Source organism: Streptomyces sp. NPDC054872 (assembly GCF_053610705.1).
Genome location: NZ_JBSGYY010000010.1, coordinates 187040 through 199800, shown reverse-complemented (window position 1 = coordinate 199800; position 12761 = coordinate 187040). Strand labels below are relative to the sequence as shown.

16 protein-coding genes are annotated in these 12761 nt (G+C 69.2%); 7 read left to right on the top strand and 9 right to left on the bottom strand.

Annotated features, from left to right (window positions below):
• Positions 1-118: 118 nt before the first annotated feature.
• Together ACWGIH_RS15060 and ACWGIH_RS15055 are read right to left on the bottom strand one after the other, a co-directional pair.
• Positions 119-571 carry an N-acetyltransferase family protein gene (locus ACWGIH_RS15060; protein WP_451219643.1) on the bottom strand — a complete coding sequence of 151 codons (453 nt, stop codon included), beginning with the start codon at positions 569-571 and terminating at the stop codon, positions 119-121.
• Positions 572-650: 79 nt separating this feature from the next.
• Entirely contained in the window at positions 651-1109 is a 459-nt protein-coding gene (locus ACWGIH_RS15055; RefSeq protein WP_453449140.1) for a MarR family winged helix-turn-helix transcriptional regulator, read from the bottom strand.
• Positions 1110-1250: 141 nt separating this feature from the next.
• Here ACWGIH_RS15055 and ACWGIH_RS15050 point away from each other — a divergent pair, with 141 nt between their 5' ends.
• On the top strand, positions 1251-2459 hold the full coding sequence (locus ACWGIH_RS15050) for an MFS transporter (RefSeq protein ID WP_453449141.1): 1209 nt from the start codon (positions 1251-1253) through the stop codon (positions 2457-2459).
• A 44-nt stretch (positions 2460-2503) separates the two neighbouring features.
• A complete protein-coding gene (locus ACWGIH_RS15045) occupies positions 2504-2929 on the top strand; it encodes a GlcG/HbpS family heme-binding protein (protein ID WP_453449142.1) in 426 nt (141 codons plus the stop codon).
• Positions 2930-3053: 124 nt separating this feature from the next.
• On the opposite strand, the gene ACWGIH_RS15040 is transcribed toward ACWGIH_RS15045, so the two are convergent.
• A complete protein-coding gene (locus ACWGIH_RS15040) occupies positions 3054-3923 on the bottom strand; it encodes a GNAT family N-acetyltransferase (protein ID WP_453449143.1) in 870 nt (289 codons plus the stop codon).
• 5 nt (positions 3924-3928) lie between these two features.
• Complete coding sequence (locus ACWGIH_RS15035) at positions 3929-4480, bottom strand: DUF2269 domain-containing protein (protein WP_453449211.1); 552 nt, start codon at positions 4478-4480, stop codon at positions 3929-3931.
• Between the two features lie 76 nt (positions 4481-4556).
• On the opposite strand from ACWGIH_RS15035, the gene ACWGIH_RS15030 reads away from it, so the two are divergent.
• Together ACWGIH_RS15030 and ACWGIH_RS15025 are read left to right on the top strand one after the other, a co-directional pair.
• Positions 4557-5189 carry an HAD family hydrolase gene (locus tag ACWGIH_RS15030; protein WP_453449144.1) on the top strand — a complete coding sequence of 211 codons (633 nt, stop codon included), beginning with the start codon at positions 4557-4559 and terminating at the stop codon, positions 5187-5189.
• 394 nt (positions 5190-5583) lie between these two features.
• A complete protein-coding gene (locus tag ACWGIH_RS15025; protein ID WP_453449145.1) occupies positions 5584-7152 on the top strand; it encodes a globin domain-containing protein in 1569 nt (522 codons plus the stop codon).
• Here the strand turns inward: ACWGIH_RS15025 and ACWGIH_RS15020 are convergent.
• The 5 genes from ACWGIH_RS15020 to ACWGIH_RS15000 all read right to left on the bottom strand — a co-directional run bounded on the left by ACWGIH_RS15020 (position 7149) and on the right by ACWGIH_RS15000 (position 10900).
• Positions 7149-7631, bottom strand: a complete 483-nt coding sequence (locus ACWGIH_RS15020) for an NUDIX domain-containing protein (RefSeq protein ID WP_453449146.1) — start codon at positions 7629-7631, stop codon at positions 7149-7151. The genes ACWGIH_RS15025 and ACWGIH_RS15020 overlap by 4 nt on opposite strands.
• Before the next feature lie 59 nt (positions 7632-7690).
• The gene (locus tag ACWGIH_RS15015) at positions 7691-8596 is read right to left on the bottom strand and encodes a LysR family transcriptional regulator (protein ID WP_453449147.1); all 906 of its coding nucleotides are present in this window, start codon (positions 8594-8596) and stop codon (positions 7691-7693) included.
• A gap of 226 nt (positions 8597-8822) precedes the next feature.
• Positions 8823-10016, bottom strand: coding sequence for a cystathionine gamma-lyase (locus ACWGIH_RS15010; protein ID WP_453449148.1), 1194 nt, complete (start codon positions 10014-10016; stop codon positions 8823-8825).
• On the bottom strand, positions 10013-10510 hold the full coding sequence (locus ACWGIH_RS15005) for a low molecular weight protein-tyrosine-phosphatase (RefSeq protein ID WP_365826796.1): 498 nt from the start codon (positions 10508-10510) through the stop codon (positions 10013-10015). Before ACWGIH_RS15005 ends, ACWGIH_RS15010 begins: the two co-directional genes overlap by 4 nt.
• A gap of 9 nt (positions 10511-10519) precedes the next feature.
• Positions 10520-10900 (bottom strand): phage holin family protein, encoded by a 381-nt coding sequence (locus tag ACWGIH_RS15000; protein WP_453449149.1) that lies wholly within the window; start codon positions 10898-10900, stop codon positions 10520-10522.
• Between the two features lie 71 nt (positions 10901-10971).
• Here ACWGIH_RS15000 and ACWGIH_RS14995 point away from each other — a divergent pair, with 71 nt between their 5' ends.
• The 3 genes from ACWGIH_RS14995 to ACWGIH_RS14985 all read left to right on the top strand — a co-directional run bounded on the left by ACWGIH_RS14995 (position 10972) and on the right by ACWGIH_RS14985 (position 12721).
• Positions 10972-11289 (top strand): cupin domain-containing protein, encoded by a 318-nt coding sequence (locus ACWGIH_RS14995; RefSeq protein WP_160506069.1) that lies wholly within the window; start codon positions 10972-10974, stop codon positions 11287-11289.
• A 195-nt stretch (positions 11290-11484) separates the two neighbouring features.
• A complete protein-coding gene (locus ACWGIH_RS14990) occupies positions 11485-11706 on the top strand; it encodes a DUF5326 family protein (RefSeq protein ID WP_351167259.1) in 222 nt (73 codons plus the stop codon).
• Between the two features lie 280 nt (positions 11707-11986).
• Positions 11987-12721: an IclR family transcriptional regulator gene (locus ACWGIH_RS14985; protein ID WP_453449212.1), complete on the top strand. Its 735-nt coding sequence runs from the start codon at positions 11987-11989 to the stop codon at positions 12719-12721.
• Positions 12722-12761 lie beyond the last annotated feature (40 nt).

The window sequence follows — 12761 nt, the reverse complement described above, 5'->3', positions numbered from 1 at the left end:
CGGGGCGGGGGGGGGGGGCCCCCACTTGGCGGGGCCCCCTCGGGGGGGGGCGCGGGGGGGGGGCTGGTTTTCCCCCCAAAACCCCCCCCCCCCACCGGTGTGACACATCAACGCAGCTTCAGAGCTGCAGCTTGAAGCCCACATGTGATGCCGTGAACCCGAGCCGCTCATAGAAGCGGCGGGCATCGGTGCGGGTGGCATCGGAGGTCAGCTGCACCAACTGGCAGCCCTGTCGGCGGGATTCATCGACGGCCCACTCGATGAAGCGGGTGCCGAGACCACTGCCGCGCTCGTCCGCGTGAACGCGGACGCCCTCGATGATCGACCGCAGCGCTCCCTTCCGGGACAGGCCCGGAACGATCGTGAGCTGCAGTGTGCCGACGACGCGCCCCTCGCGTACGGCGACGACCTGGTGCTGGTTCGGGTCCGTGGCGAGCCGTTCGAACGCGGCGAGGTAGGGGGTGAGGTCGTCCGGTGACTCGCGTGTGCTGCCCAGGGGATCGTCAGCGAGCATCTCCACGATGGCGGGGATGTCGTCGGCGACCGCCGGGCGTATCTCAAGATCTCCCATGAGGCGCAGCCTATGCAGCCACCCAATCTCTCGGGAGGCCACCGTTCCTTTCCGGAAGGCCACTGCGTAGCCGGCTGCCTTACGCCGGGGCCCTCACCGCTTCCACGGCCCTGACCAGCGGCGCCAGTTCCGGATTCAATGCCGCCTCGTCGAGCGCCTCGCGCAGCGCGGTGTCGTTGGTGGGGCGGGCCTCGGCAAGCAGCGAGGCGCCCGATTCGCTGACGTCCGTGTAGATGCCGCGGCGGTCGGTGGGGCAGAGGTAGCGGGACAGCAGCCCGCGGTCCTCGAGCCGGGTGACCAGGCGCGTGGTGGCGCTCTGGCTGAGTACGACGGCGTCGGCTACCTGCTTCATCTGCAGATGGCCGCCCTCCCCGTCGTGCTGGCGGCTGAGGACGTCCAGCAGGGAGTACTCGCGCACGCTCAGGTCGTGCTTGGCCTGCAGGGCGCGCTCGATGTGGGTCTCGATCTTCCCGTGGAGCAGGGAGAGCGCGCACCAACCCTGTGCAAGGGCGGTGAGTGCGGGGTCCGTCGCTGTCATGGCTCTTGTTCCTCCGTCCCGGAGCTGCTGCAAGCCAGGATAGTCCACCGGTGCAATATCCAGCGGTTGCAAGTAACCCGCGTGTGCAACTATTGTGGACGCTAGCTAAGCGCACCTGCAATCACCTTGGAAGGTAGAACCATGCCTCTCGCGCTACTGGCCCTCGCGATCGGGGCCTTCGGAATCGGAACCACAGAGTTCGTGATCATGGGACTGCTCCCTGAGGTCGCGGGTGACTTCGGCGTCTCCATCCCCACGGCCGGTCTCCTCGTGACCGGCTACGCACTCGGCGTCGTCCTCGGCGCTCCCCTGATGACCGTCCTCGGCACCCGCATCTCGCGCAAGCGCATGCTGATGCTGCTCATGGGCCTGTTCATCGCGGGCAACCTGCTCTCCGCCGTGGCTCCGGTCTTCGGCGTCATGCTGACGGGCCGAGTGGTCGCCTCGCTCGCCCACGGAGCCTTCTTCGGCATCGGCTCGGTCGTCGCGGCAGAACTGGTCGCACCGCAGAAGAAGGCCGGGGCCATCGCCATGATGTTCACGGGCCTGACGGTGGCCAACGTGGTCGGTGTGCCGCTCGGCACGCTCGTCGGGCAGACCCTCGGCTGGCGCACCACCTTCGCCGTCGTCGCGGGGCTCGGCGTCATCGGCCTGGCAGGCATCGCCAAGCTGGTGCCGGACCTGCCCAAGCCCGAGGGCGTACGGCTGCGCCACGAACTGGCCGCCTTCCGCAATGTCCAGGTGCTGCTCGCCATGGCGATGACGATCCTCGGCTTCGGCGGAGTCTTCGCAGCCGTCACCTACCTCGCGCCGATGATGACGGACGTCGCCGGCTACGCGGACTCCTCCGTGACCTGGCTCCTCGTCCTCTTCGGCCTCGGCATGGTCGCGGGCAACCTGATCGGCGGCAAGTTCGCGGACCGCGCCCTGATGCCGCTGCTCTACATCTCGCTCAGCTCGCTGGCCGTCGTGCTCGCTCTCTTCACCCTCACCGCGCACAACAAGATCGCGGCAGCCGTGACCATCACGCTCATCGGCGCCCTGGGTTTCGCCACCGTGCCGCCGCTGCAGAAGCGGGTGCTCGACCAGGCCTCCGGCGCTCCCACGCTCGCCTCGGCCATGAACATCGGCGCCTTCAATCTGGGCAACGCGCTCTCGGCCTGGCTCGGCGGCCTCGTGATCTCCGCAGGCCTCGGCTACACCGCACCCAACTGGGTGGGCGCGGTACTGGCGGGCTCCGCGCTCCTCCTGGCCGTCGTCTCGGCCACGCTCGAGCGCCGCTCAGCCGCTCCCAGTCCGGTCGTCGCGAGCGCCGCCCCCATCGAGCAGGCGACGCCCGTCCACCACTGACCCCCCTTCCCCCCTCATAAGCACCACCGCACAAGGAGAACCTCATGAGCACCACCACCCCCGCCGTCGCCCCGCTCACCACCCAGGACGCCGAGGCACTCGTCACCGCGGCGCGCCTCGCGGCAGAGGCCGCCGGTGTCACGGTCAGCGTCACTGTTCTCGACGCGGGCGGCCATCTGCTCGCCTTCCGGCGCGACGACAGGGCCGTACTGATCTCCGGCGAGACCAGCACCCGTAAGGCGTACACGGCGCTTCAGCTCAACGCCCCGACCGCCGACCTCGTCGACCTGGTCAAGCCGGACGGCCCGTTCCACACCCTGCCCACCGCCCTCGACCGGCCGCTGCTCTTCATCGCCGGTGGCGTCCCGGTCCACCGTGACGGCCGGCTGATCGGCTCCATCGGCGTCGGCGGCGGAGCTCCTGAGCAGGACCACGGGTTCGCCACGACGGCCGTGGAGTCCCTCGCGTAGTACGACAGCGGAAGTACGTCGCACGCGTACGACACGGACGTACGGCGCCGTGCGCGAGCACGACGAAGGCCCGCCCCCGGGCGCTGGGAGTATCCGGCGTGCGGGGGCGGGCCTCTGCGTGCGGTCAGCCGGCAGCGACCGTCAGTGGCGCGAAGCGACGGGTCCAGTCGCCGGGCAGCTCGGGGATGCCGTACGTCATCACGGCGTTGAAGGCGATCGGCTCCAGGCCGCGTTCCTTCACCCAGGCGAGCAAGTCTTCATGGCGTACGTCGATGTCGGTGCGCAGCGGCCGGTCCGAGCCTTCGGCGAGCGAGGTGATCAAGGCCTTCGCGGTCTCCGTGTCCGGAGCGATCAGGGGGCCGATGACATGGGTCTCCATGTTCGGCCAGGCACCCGCGTAGCCCGTGATTGTGCCGTCCGCCTCCGCGACCCGCAGCTGATCGACGAAGGCGCGAAGCCGGGTGAGGACGTGCGTGCGGTCGAGGCCGAAGACCTCGGTGTCGAGCCGGACGATCGCGGGCAGGTCCTCCGCGGTTGCCGGACGGGTGGCGACATCCGGCAGCGGGCCGCCGGGAGTGAAGCGGCCGCGGACCATTTCGGCACGACCGGTGGTCTTGAACCCGAGCTGCTCATAGAGGGGTTGGCCGTTCGGCGTCGCGTGGAGGGTGAGCGGGGTGGTCCCCGCGCCCTCGACGACGTACCGCATCAGGCGGCGGCCGAGGCCCTTGCGGGCGTGGCGCTCGGCGACGAGGACCATGCCGATCGCTCCGAGGCCGGGGCGCTCCTGTGGTCCGTACTCGGTGACCACGCAGGCGGCGGCGAGGCCGCCACCGTCGGGGTCGTCGATGCCGTAGCCCGTGCCGGCCGAGAGCAGGAGCCCCCATTTGTGGTCCTCGCGTGGCCAGCCTCGATCCTGCGACAAGTCGGCGCAGGCGGTGAGATCACGGAGGGTCAGTCGGCGGATGGGCAGAGCGGAGAGGGTAGGTGTCGACACTCGGCTCAGGCTGTCTGACGCACGACCTCGGCGTCCACCGGTTTGTGGGCAGAACCACGTTGGATTTGGTCACGTCGCTTCTGGCCACGGCGGGTCAGTCCCCAGGGCTTGAGTACCGAGATGACCGTCATGAAGAGATAGGCGCTCAAGGAGACGATGGGTCCGGCGATCAGCCCGGTCGGATCTGGCACCTGCTCGCCCGCGGAAATGGTGACGACCGTGTCGTTGATGCCCGGACGCAGTGCGAATGCCGACGCGGCGGTGGTGGCCAGGGTCAGCCAGAACTTCGTGTAGACCCAGCGGTGCCTGGCAAGTCCCCAAGGGGTGCCCAGGGAGAGCAGCAGACCGCTCAGCAAGGTGAGCAGCGCGAGCGGCAGCACCAGCCAGTCCGCGAAGAGCTTCATGGAGCGGGCGGCGGCCTCGATGACCGAGGCGGAATCCGTGGTGATGGCCGCGGAAGCAAGCGCGAGCAGGCCAAGCGTGAGCCCGAGCCAGCTTGCGGCGGCGATGACATGGACGACGAGGGTGGCCCGGCGAGCGGGGCGGCTTAGTTTCACGTGAAACACGGTGCCGCGAGCGGTGGCCGAAGGCGTCTGACAGCGGGAGTAACCGCGGGTACTAGCCTCGGCGTACATGGCACGCCTTCATCTCTTCGACCTGGACGGAACGCTGCTGCACGGCACGGCGGCTCCCGTGGAGATCTCACGCCAGCTCGGCCTCGACACGGAGATCGCGGAGCTGGAACGGGACTTCGTGGCGCAGCGGATCGATTCGCCCCAGTACGCGGCTCGGGTGCACGCTCTGTGGACGGACCTCACGGATGCACAGGTCACCGCCGCCTTCGAGGGGGCACCGTGGCTGACGGGAATCCGGGAAACCTGGGCCGAGATCCGGGAGGGTGGCGACTACTGCGCGGTGATCTCGCTGTCGCCGTCGTTCTTCGTGGAGCGGCTGCTCGGCTGGGGTGCGCATGCCGCGCACGGGTCGCGCTTCCCCTCCGTGCCCTTCACCGAGCCGGTGAATCCGGCGGGCATTCTCAATGCCGCGGCCAAGGTGAAGATCGCGAACCGGCTGTGTGAAGAGTTCGGGGTGGGGCAGTCCGATTGCATCGCTTATGGCGACTCGCTCTCGGACCTGGACCTGTTCGGAGCGGTGCCTGTTTCGGTCGCTGTCAATGCGGATCATCGGCTCGTCGGGCTCGCCACCCACTCTTATGTCGGGCGTGATCTGCGTAAGGCGTATGAATTGGTGCGTGGCGCCAGGTAATTGGGGCAATTGGAGGGCATCGATCCCTGAATTCCCGGTGACGGGCGGCGGGACTTGTGCGCCGGACGGCTGCCGGTATGGTCGAGTCCGGTTCGGGCCGGGTGCATCTCAGCGCACCCCTGGGGGGCGCGGGCGGAGGTCAACGCAGCCTAACGGGACGAAGAGATCGAAGACCTGAACTTTCCGTTACGCGGCCGGCGTCACGGTGCGGGATGGGACGCTGCGGTGAGGTAGCTGCGGGCAATGTCACATTTATTGCCTACTTGTCCGTAGGGTCCGGTAATCCGAGGTTCAATGTGGCCACATTGGCTGCCGAGGCGGAGCGGGGAAAGCAAGCGGCTTCCTTCAGGGAAGTGCACGGACCGACTGAGAGATGTTCGAGGCGAGGCACAGCATGGACGCTCCGACCACCACGTCGGCGGGTAACGGTACTTCCGGCGACAACGGCGGTGGAGGCGGCTGGTTCACCCCACGCAAGGCGCCGAAGCCGTCGGAGGGCGGCGAGCAGCCGACAAGGCCCGAGGGCGGTGAGCCCGAGGCGACCGAGGGACGCCGGGTGTCCGCCATACGTCCGGTGGGCAGGCCGGGGACGCCCGGCCCGGAAGCCTGGACGGCGCCCGAGCCGGAGCGCGCGGCCGCACCTGAGCACGCCGTCGCGCCTGAGCAAGCCGACGTACCCGAGTACGCGGTAGTACCCGGGCACGCGGCCGAGGAGCGAATACCGGCAGCCCGGGACGCCGCAACACCGGCGCCCGCCCCGGCCGCGGCACACGGCACCCCGCAGGCCCCCGCACCGCAGCCCGAGTTGCGCTCCGAGCGCATACCGGAACCCCGGAAGCCCTCCTCGCCCTCGGGGTCCCCCGACGCGATCCGCGTCCAGCGCACGATGGCCGAGATCGCCCCCGTGTCGGACAAGGTGACCTCGTACTTCTACGCGCTGCTCTTCACCCGGCACCCCGACCTGCGGCCCCTGTTCCCCGCCGCGATGGACACCCAGCGCGACCGGCTGCTCAAGGCGCTGCTGACCGCGGCCGAGCACATCGACCACCACGACGTACTCGCCGCGTATCTGAAGAACCTCGGGCGCGGACACCGCAAGTACGGCACGCGGCCCGAGCACTACCCTGCCGTCGGGGAGTGCCTGATCGGCTCGCTCAGCCGGTACGCGAGCGCTGTCTGGGACGAGGAGACCGAGGCCGCCTGGGTCCGCACGTACACGACGATCTCCCAGATCATGATCGACGCGGCTGCCGCGGATGAACTGCGCGCGCCCGCCTGGTGGTTGGCGGAGGTGGTCTCACACGACCTCAGGACGCCTGACATCGCTGTCGTCACCGTCCGGCCCGATCAGCCGTACCCCTTCCTCGCAGGCCAGTACACGAGCCTGGAGACGCCTTGGTGGCCGCGGATCTGGCGGCACTACTCGTTCGCGTCGGCTCCGCGCTCCGACGGACTGCTCTCGTTCCATGTGAAGGCCGTCCCCGCGGGCTGGGTCTCCAACGCCCTGGTGCATCACGCGCGCCCCGGCGATGTCCTGCGGCTCGGCGCGCCCGCCGGTTCGATGACCGTCGACCACACCACCGACAGCGGCTTGCTCTGTCTGGGCGGGGGCACCGGCATCGCCCCCATCAAGGCACTCGTCGAGGATGTCGCCGAGCACGGCGAACGGCGGCCGGTGGAGGTCTTCTACGGCGCCCGCAGCGACCACGACCTGTATGACATCGACACGATGCTGCGACTTCAGCAGACGCACCCCTGGCTCTCGGTCCGCCCCGTCGTGGACGGCCACGCCCACTTCCCGGACGCCGTGCGGGAGTACGGCCCCTGGAACGAGTACGACGCCTACCTCTCGGGTCCGCCCGGCATGATCCGCAGTGGAGTGGACGCGCTGCGGGACATCGGTATCCCGGCCGGCCGCATCCGCCACGACTCTGTCGAGGAACTGGTCGCCGCGGGCGATTAGCCCAGATCAGGTGCGTGCATCGCGCGTACGCCCTCGATGTTGCCGTCCAGGTAGTGCCGCAAGGACAGCGGTACGAGATGGACCGAGGCGATCCCGACCCGGGTGAAGGGCACGTGGACGATCTCGTACTCGCCGCACGGCTCCTCCATCTCCGGGCCGTGGCGCAGCGAGGCGTCCATGGATTCCAGGCGGCAGACGAAGAAGTGCTGGACTTTGACGCCGGTCGCGCCGCCGTCCTCGCCGATGTGCTCGACGGTGTCGACGAAGCAGGGCACGACGTCGGAGACCTTGGCGCCGAGCTCCTCGTGCACCTCACGATGGAGCGCGTCGACGACGGTCGCGTCCTCCGGCTCCACGCCGCCACCAGGGGTGAGCCAGTAGGGATCGACGCCGGGTTTGGTCCGCTTGATCAGGATCAGGTCGTCGCCGTCGAGCAGGACGGCACGGGCGGTGCGCTTGACCACGGGTCGGACGGTCATGGGAGGAATGTGGCCCGGACTGTTCCACGTGAAACATCGTGAACCAGCCGGAGTCCTGCTCAGTCCCAGTCGGCGGCAGCACGCAGCAGCCACTCGTGCGCCCGCGCGATGTGCGTCATCGCGAGCGTGCCGGTGCGCACGACGAGGAAATACGTGCGCAGGGGTGGCACCGCTGGGTCCAGCAGGGCCACGACCTCGCCGCTCTCCAGGGCGGGCGCGCAGAGGTAGCGCGGCAGCACGGCGAGTCCCGCTCCGGTGGAGACGCAGGCGAGCACCGCCCGCAGGTCCGGCACAATGACGGCGCCCGATGCGGCCGGACGGGTGTCGAAGACAGCGGCCCAGTAGCGGGCGACCAGCGGCAGCGACTCGTGCACCTCCACCACGGGCAGGTTCTCCAGCACCGAGGCGCCCTTGCGGCGCAGTTTGCCGGGGCCGATGCGGGACGCCAGACGCGGGCTCGCGACCAGGACGTGCTCCTCGTCGCACAGCGGGGTCGCGGTGAGCAGGGTGCCGCGCGGTCGGATCGTGGTGATCGCCAGGTCGTGGTGCCCGGCGGAGAGCCCTTCCAGGACCTCCTCCGCGTTCCCGAACGAGGCCCGCAGCGCGAGGCCCTGCCCGTCCTGCCCGGTCAGCGCGGCGAGAGCGGGTAACGCGCGGGCCGCAGTGAACTCCAAAGGCCCCGCGAGGTGGAGCGTGCGTACCGAGGAGTCCTCTTCGAGCCCTGTCTCTGCGATCTCCACCAGGGCGTCGAGGTGCGGCGCGGCCTTGTGGGCGAGCTCGTCCCCGATGGTCGTGGGGGTCACGCCGCGCGCCTGGCGCAGGAACAAGGGGCGGCCCAACTGCCGCTCAAGGGTCCGTATCTGTGAGGTGACGGCCGGCTGGGACAAGCCGAGCAGGGCGGCGGCACGCGTGAAAGAACCGGCCCGGTGCACGGTCACAAACGTGCGCAGCAGGGCCAGATCCACGGCGGCGTCCTCCCCTCCCGGCCCTCGGGCCGCGCCCAACTATAAATATGTCGATAGGTCTCTGTCGCTACTGTGATTGGACACTGACACACAGTCAACTAGCCTTGTTCGCGCGGTTCTTCGCGCGCAGAACCGGGACGGTCCGAGCCACGAGGGGGGAGGCTCGGACCGTTCGTTGTGCGTAGCCCGGTACTAGCCGGGAGCGCTTCACGGGCACGCAGGGCGCTCAGCCCGCCGACTCGTCCAGCGCGCGCAGCACGTCCGCGACCAGGTCAACGGCATCCTCGGAACCGGCGGAGAGGCGGATGAAGCCTTCCGCGACGGCGTCCCCGCCCCAGCGGCCACGCCGCTCCGCGGTGGACCGCACGCCGCCGAAGCTCGTCGCGTCGTCGACCAGACGCAGCGCGTCCAGGAACCGGTCGGCACGCTCGCGCGAGGGAAGCGTGAACGAGACCACGCACCCGAAGCGCCGCATCTGCTGCGAGGCGATCTTGTGGGAGGGGTCGTCGGGCAGTCCCGGATAGCGGAGCCCGGTCACCTCGTCACGGGCACGCAGCGCCTCAGCCAGGGCCAGGGCGTTGGCGTTCTGGCGATCGGCGCGCAGTTGCAGCGTGGCGAGCGAGCGATGCGCCAGCCAGGCCTCCATGGGACCCGGAATGGCTCCGACGATCTTGCGCCAGCGCCGCACGGACGCGGTCAGCTCCGCGTCGCGGCAGGCGACGTAACCAAGGAGGATGTCGCCGTGGCCGGTGAGCATCTTGGTGCCGCTGGCCACGGAGAAGTCCGCGCCGAGTTCGAGGGGGCGCTGGCCGAGCGGCGTGGCCAAGGTGTTGTCGACCGCCACGAGGGCTCCACGCGCGTGTGCCGCGTCGGCGAGGCGCCGTACGTCGCACACGTCGAGGCCCGGGTTCGAGGGCGTCTCGATCCACAGCAGCTTGGCGCCGTCCAGAACGTCGAGCTGGGCGTCACCGCCGGTCGGGGCGGTGCGCACCTCGATGCCGTACGCGGTCAGCTGCTCCCTGACGAGGGGCAGCGCCTGGTAGCCGTCGTCCGGCAGGACCACCGCGTCACCGGCGCGCAGCTGGGAGAAGAGCAGCGCCGAGATGGCGGCCATCCCGGAGGCGAAGACCAAGGTCTCGACGTCCGGGCCCGCGGCCCCGTCGCTGCCCTGGTCCGGCGCCTCGAGCTCGCCGATCGCCTGTTCGAGAAGCGTCCAGGTCGGGTTGTCGTCCCGGCCGTAGGTGTACGGCCCGGTGGGCTCGCCCGGCAGGTGGAAGTGCGCGGCGAACACCGGCCCGGGGAGGGTCGGCTCGTACTTCACCGGCTCGGGAAGGCCGGCCCGCACCGCTCTCGTGCCGTCGCCCGTCCCGGTGCCTGTTCCCGCGCCGTCACCTGCGGATATCGCTGCGGAGTCCGTCATGCCGCCCGCCCTTCCCTTGCTTCGCGTACGGCGTCGAGCAGACCGTCGCTCGCCGCCTCCACCATTCTCAGGCACGTGTCGAACCCGTCGATGTCCCCGTAGTACGGGTCAGGGACGTCCAACTCGCCGAGCCCGGCGGCAACGGGGTCGTACGAGCGCAGCAGCCGCACCTTGTCCGCGTCGGCCGGTGTGGGCGCGAGGCGGCGCAGGGCCCGGTGGTGTCCGGCGTCCAGGGCGATCACGAGGTCGAGCCGCGGAAACCAGGAGACCTGGAAGCGGCGCGCCACGTGGTCGCTCTCATAGCCGGCTGCCTCCAGGACGGAGACGGTGCGCGGATCGGCACCATCCCCCTCGTGCCAGCCGTCGGTGCCCGCGCTGTCCACCACGACGAGGCCACCGAGCCCTGCCTCGTCGACCCGGGCGCGGAAGACGGACTCGGCCATGGGGGACCGGCAGATGTTGCCGGTGCACACGAAGCACACGGAGAAGGCCATGGGGCGGTCTCAGTCCTTGTCGTCGGGCAGGACGACGTTCAGCGCCCAGGACACGATCGAGATGATCAGGCCGCCCAGGACGGCGGTCCAGAACCCCTCGACGTGGAAGCTCACGTCGAGCTTGTCGGCCAGCCATGAGGTGAGCAGCAGCATCAGCGCGTTGACCACGAGGGTGATCAGGCCGAGGGTCAGGATGAACAGGGGGAAGGTGAGCACCTTCACGACCGGCTTGACCAGGAAGTTCACCAGGCCGAAGAGCAGGGCGACGACGATCAGCGTGAGCGTCTTCTTGCCGGTGCTGTCGCCGGTGAGCGTGATCTTGTCGAGGAGCCACACGGCGACGGCCAGGGCCGCCGCGTTGGCGATCGTCTTGACTACGAAATTCTTCATGTGTGTGATCGTTGCAGACGGACGGCCAGAACGGCCGGTTCGCGGGCTGGGGCAAGGGGTGTACGAGGACGATGAAGGCATTCCGGCTGGATGAACTGGAGACGGAGCGCGCCGCCAACGACGGCGCGTACCTGCAGTTTCTGCGCGAGCGGAACATGTCGGTCGGGCTGTACGCGCTCGACGCCGGGGAGTCGGACCCGCAGCAGCCTCACCAGCAGGACGAGGTGTACATGATCGTCAGTGGCCGGGCGTCGATCACGGTCGGCATGGAGACCACCCAGGTCGCGCGCGGCAGCGTGGTCTATGTGCCTGCCGGGGTGGCCCACAAGTTCCATCACATCAGCGAGGATCTGCGGGTGCTCGTCGTCTTCTCACCGCCGGAGGGCTGATCCTTCCTGCCCTGTCCGCAGCCCTGTGGAGGGCCGGCCCTGTACGCCGCAGGGCTGACTTCTCGGGGCTGCGACCTCGGGGTTCCCTAAGGGGCGGATCAGGGGAGGACAAGGGATGCGAGGCCCCCGTCGGGCCCTCCGCCGCCCTAGCATCGAATGCAAGAAGCAGGACGTATGCGGAGAGAGGTAAGGACGATGGCTGCGCAGGAGATCTTCTCGGGATTGCCGTGGTGGGTGAAGTGGATCGCGGTGCCTGTCATCGCCCTGGTCGTGTTCGGCGGCCTGATAGCGAGCGTCGTGGGTTTCGTGGTCGGCCTGCTGTTCAAGGCACTGCTTTTCGTCGCCTTGGTGGGTGGACTCATCTACGTCGTACGGAAGTTCATATCCGGCTCGACCTCTTCGCGCAGCGATTGGTGACTTCCCGCAACAGTTCCCTCGGGTGGGGGAAGTTTCCTGGTGCGGCGCCTTGGTCCGGCGGCCAGCGGTTAGAGTCCGAAAACCGACGCGGGGTGAGCCCCGCGTGCGGGCGCACCGCGCTTCCACTCGTGTAGCCCCGGGCACGGGCGGAACCCCCACCCGTTTTCGGGAGTGAACCTTGGCCACGGTTGACGCCACACCCGCCGACATCCCGTCCGACGACCCCTCGTACGCGGTGTCGCCGACCGGTCCGGCCTCAACTGCAGCCGCACCGACCCTCATTGGCTCGGTCCAGCGCGCCATGCGCCTCCTGGAGGCCGCGTCCGCGCACCAGGAGGGGGCGCCCGCCAAGCAGTTGGCGCGGGAAGCCGGGCTCGCGCTTCCCACGGCGTATCACCTGCTGCGGACGCTGACGCATGAGGGCTATCTGAGCCGGGAGAAGGGCGTGTTCGTGCTCGGCGAGGCCGCCGAGCGGCTGAGTGCGAGCGGGGCACAGCAGAATCGTCGCGGCATGATCGGTGAAGCCCTGGAGCACTGGCGGGACACCATCGGCGTGCCGGTGTACTTCGCCGTCTACCGCGAGGGCGAGATCGATGTCGTGGCCGTCGCGGACACGCCGGGGAACCCGGCGGTGGAGGAGTGGGCCGACTTCCGCGAGACCGGACACGCCCATGCGATCGGACAATGTCTGCTCGCCCAACTCGACGACGAACAGCGCCAGGACCATCTCTCCCGCTATCCGGTGCAGTCGATCACTCGCTACTCGGTCCGCGACGACCGCGCTTTCCTCCGCCGCCTGGACGCGATGGACCGGATGCGGCCCGTGGTGGAGCGCCAGGAGTACGCATTGGGGACGGTTTGCGCCGCGATTCCGATCACTGCGGGTAACACCGCCGCGACGATGGCGATTTCAGTTCCGGCCTATCAGGCGGACCGTCTTCTACCTGCGGCAGAGCGTTTGCAGGGTGAGATCGGAAGGCTGCTGAGGACACTCGCTTTCTCTATCAGCATCTGAAAACTCACTCCTTGTGATCTGATGTGTACGTTAAGCAAGA

Coding starts and splice junctions, on each gene's coding strand:
- ACWGIH_RS15005 (WP_365826796.1), bottom strand. CDS start 10,510: ATGGCCTTCTCCGTGTGCTTCGTGTGCACCGGCAACATCTGCCGGTCC.
- ACWGIH_RS15025 (WP_453449145.1), top strand. CDS start 5,584: ATGGACGCTCCGACCACCACGTCGGCGGGTAACGGTACTTCCGGCGAC.
- ACWGIH_RS15030 (WP_453449144.1), top strand. CDS start 4,557: ATGGCACGCCTTCATCTCTTCGACCTGGACGGAACGCTGCTGCACGGC.
- ACWGIH_RS15060 (WP_451219643.1), bottom strand. CDS start 571: ATGGGAGATCTTGAGATACGCCCGGCGGTCGCCGACGACATCCCCGCC.
- ACWGIH_RS15020 (WP_453449146.1), bottom strand. CDS start 7,631: ATGACCGTCCGACCCGTGGTCAAGCGCACCGCCCGTGCCGTCCTGCTC.
- ACWGIH_RS14995 (WP_160506069.1), top strand. CDS start 10,972: ATGAAGGCATTCCGGCTGGATGAACTGGAGACGGAGCGCGCCGCCAAC.
- ACWGIH_RS14990 (WP_351167259.1), top strand. CDS start 11,485: ATGGCTGCGCAGGAGATCTTCTCGGGATTGCCGTGGTGGGTGAAGTGG.
- ACWGIH_RS15050 (WP_453449141.1), top strand. CDS start 1,251: ATGCCTCTCGCGCTACTGGCCCTCGCGATCGGGGCCTTCGGAATCGGA.
- ACWGIH_RS15000 (WP_453449149.1), bottom strand. CDS start 10,900: ATGAAGAATTTCGTAGTCAAGACGATCGCCAACGCGGCGGCCCTGGCC.
- ACWGIH_RS15010 (WP_453449148.1), bottom strand. CDS start 10,016: ATGACGGACTCCGCAGCGATATCCGCAGGTGACGGCGCGGGAACAGGC.
- ACWGIH_RS15055 (WP_453449140.1), bottom strand. CDS start 1,109: ATGACAGCGACGGACCCCGCACTCACCGCCCTTGCACAGGGTTGGTGC.
- ACWGIH_RS15045 (WP_453449142.1), top strand. CDS start 2,504: ATGAGCACCACCACCCCCGCCGTCGCCCCGCTCACCACCCAGGACGCC.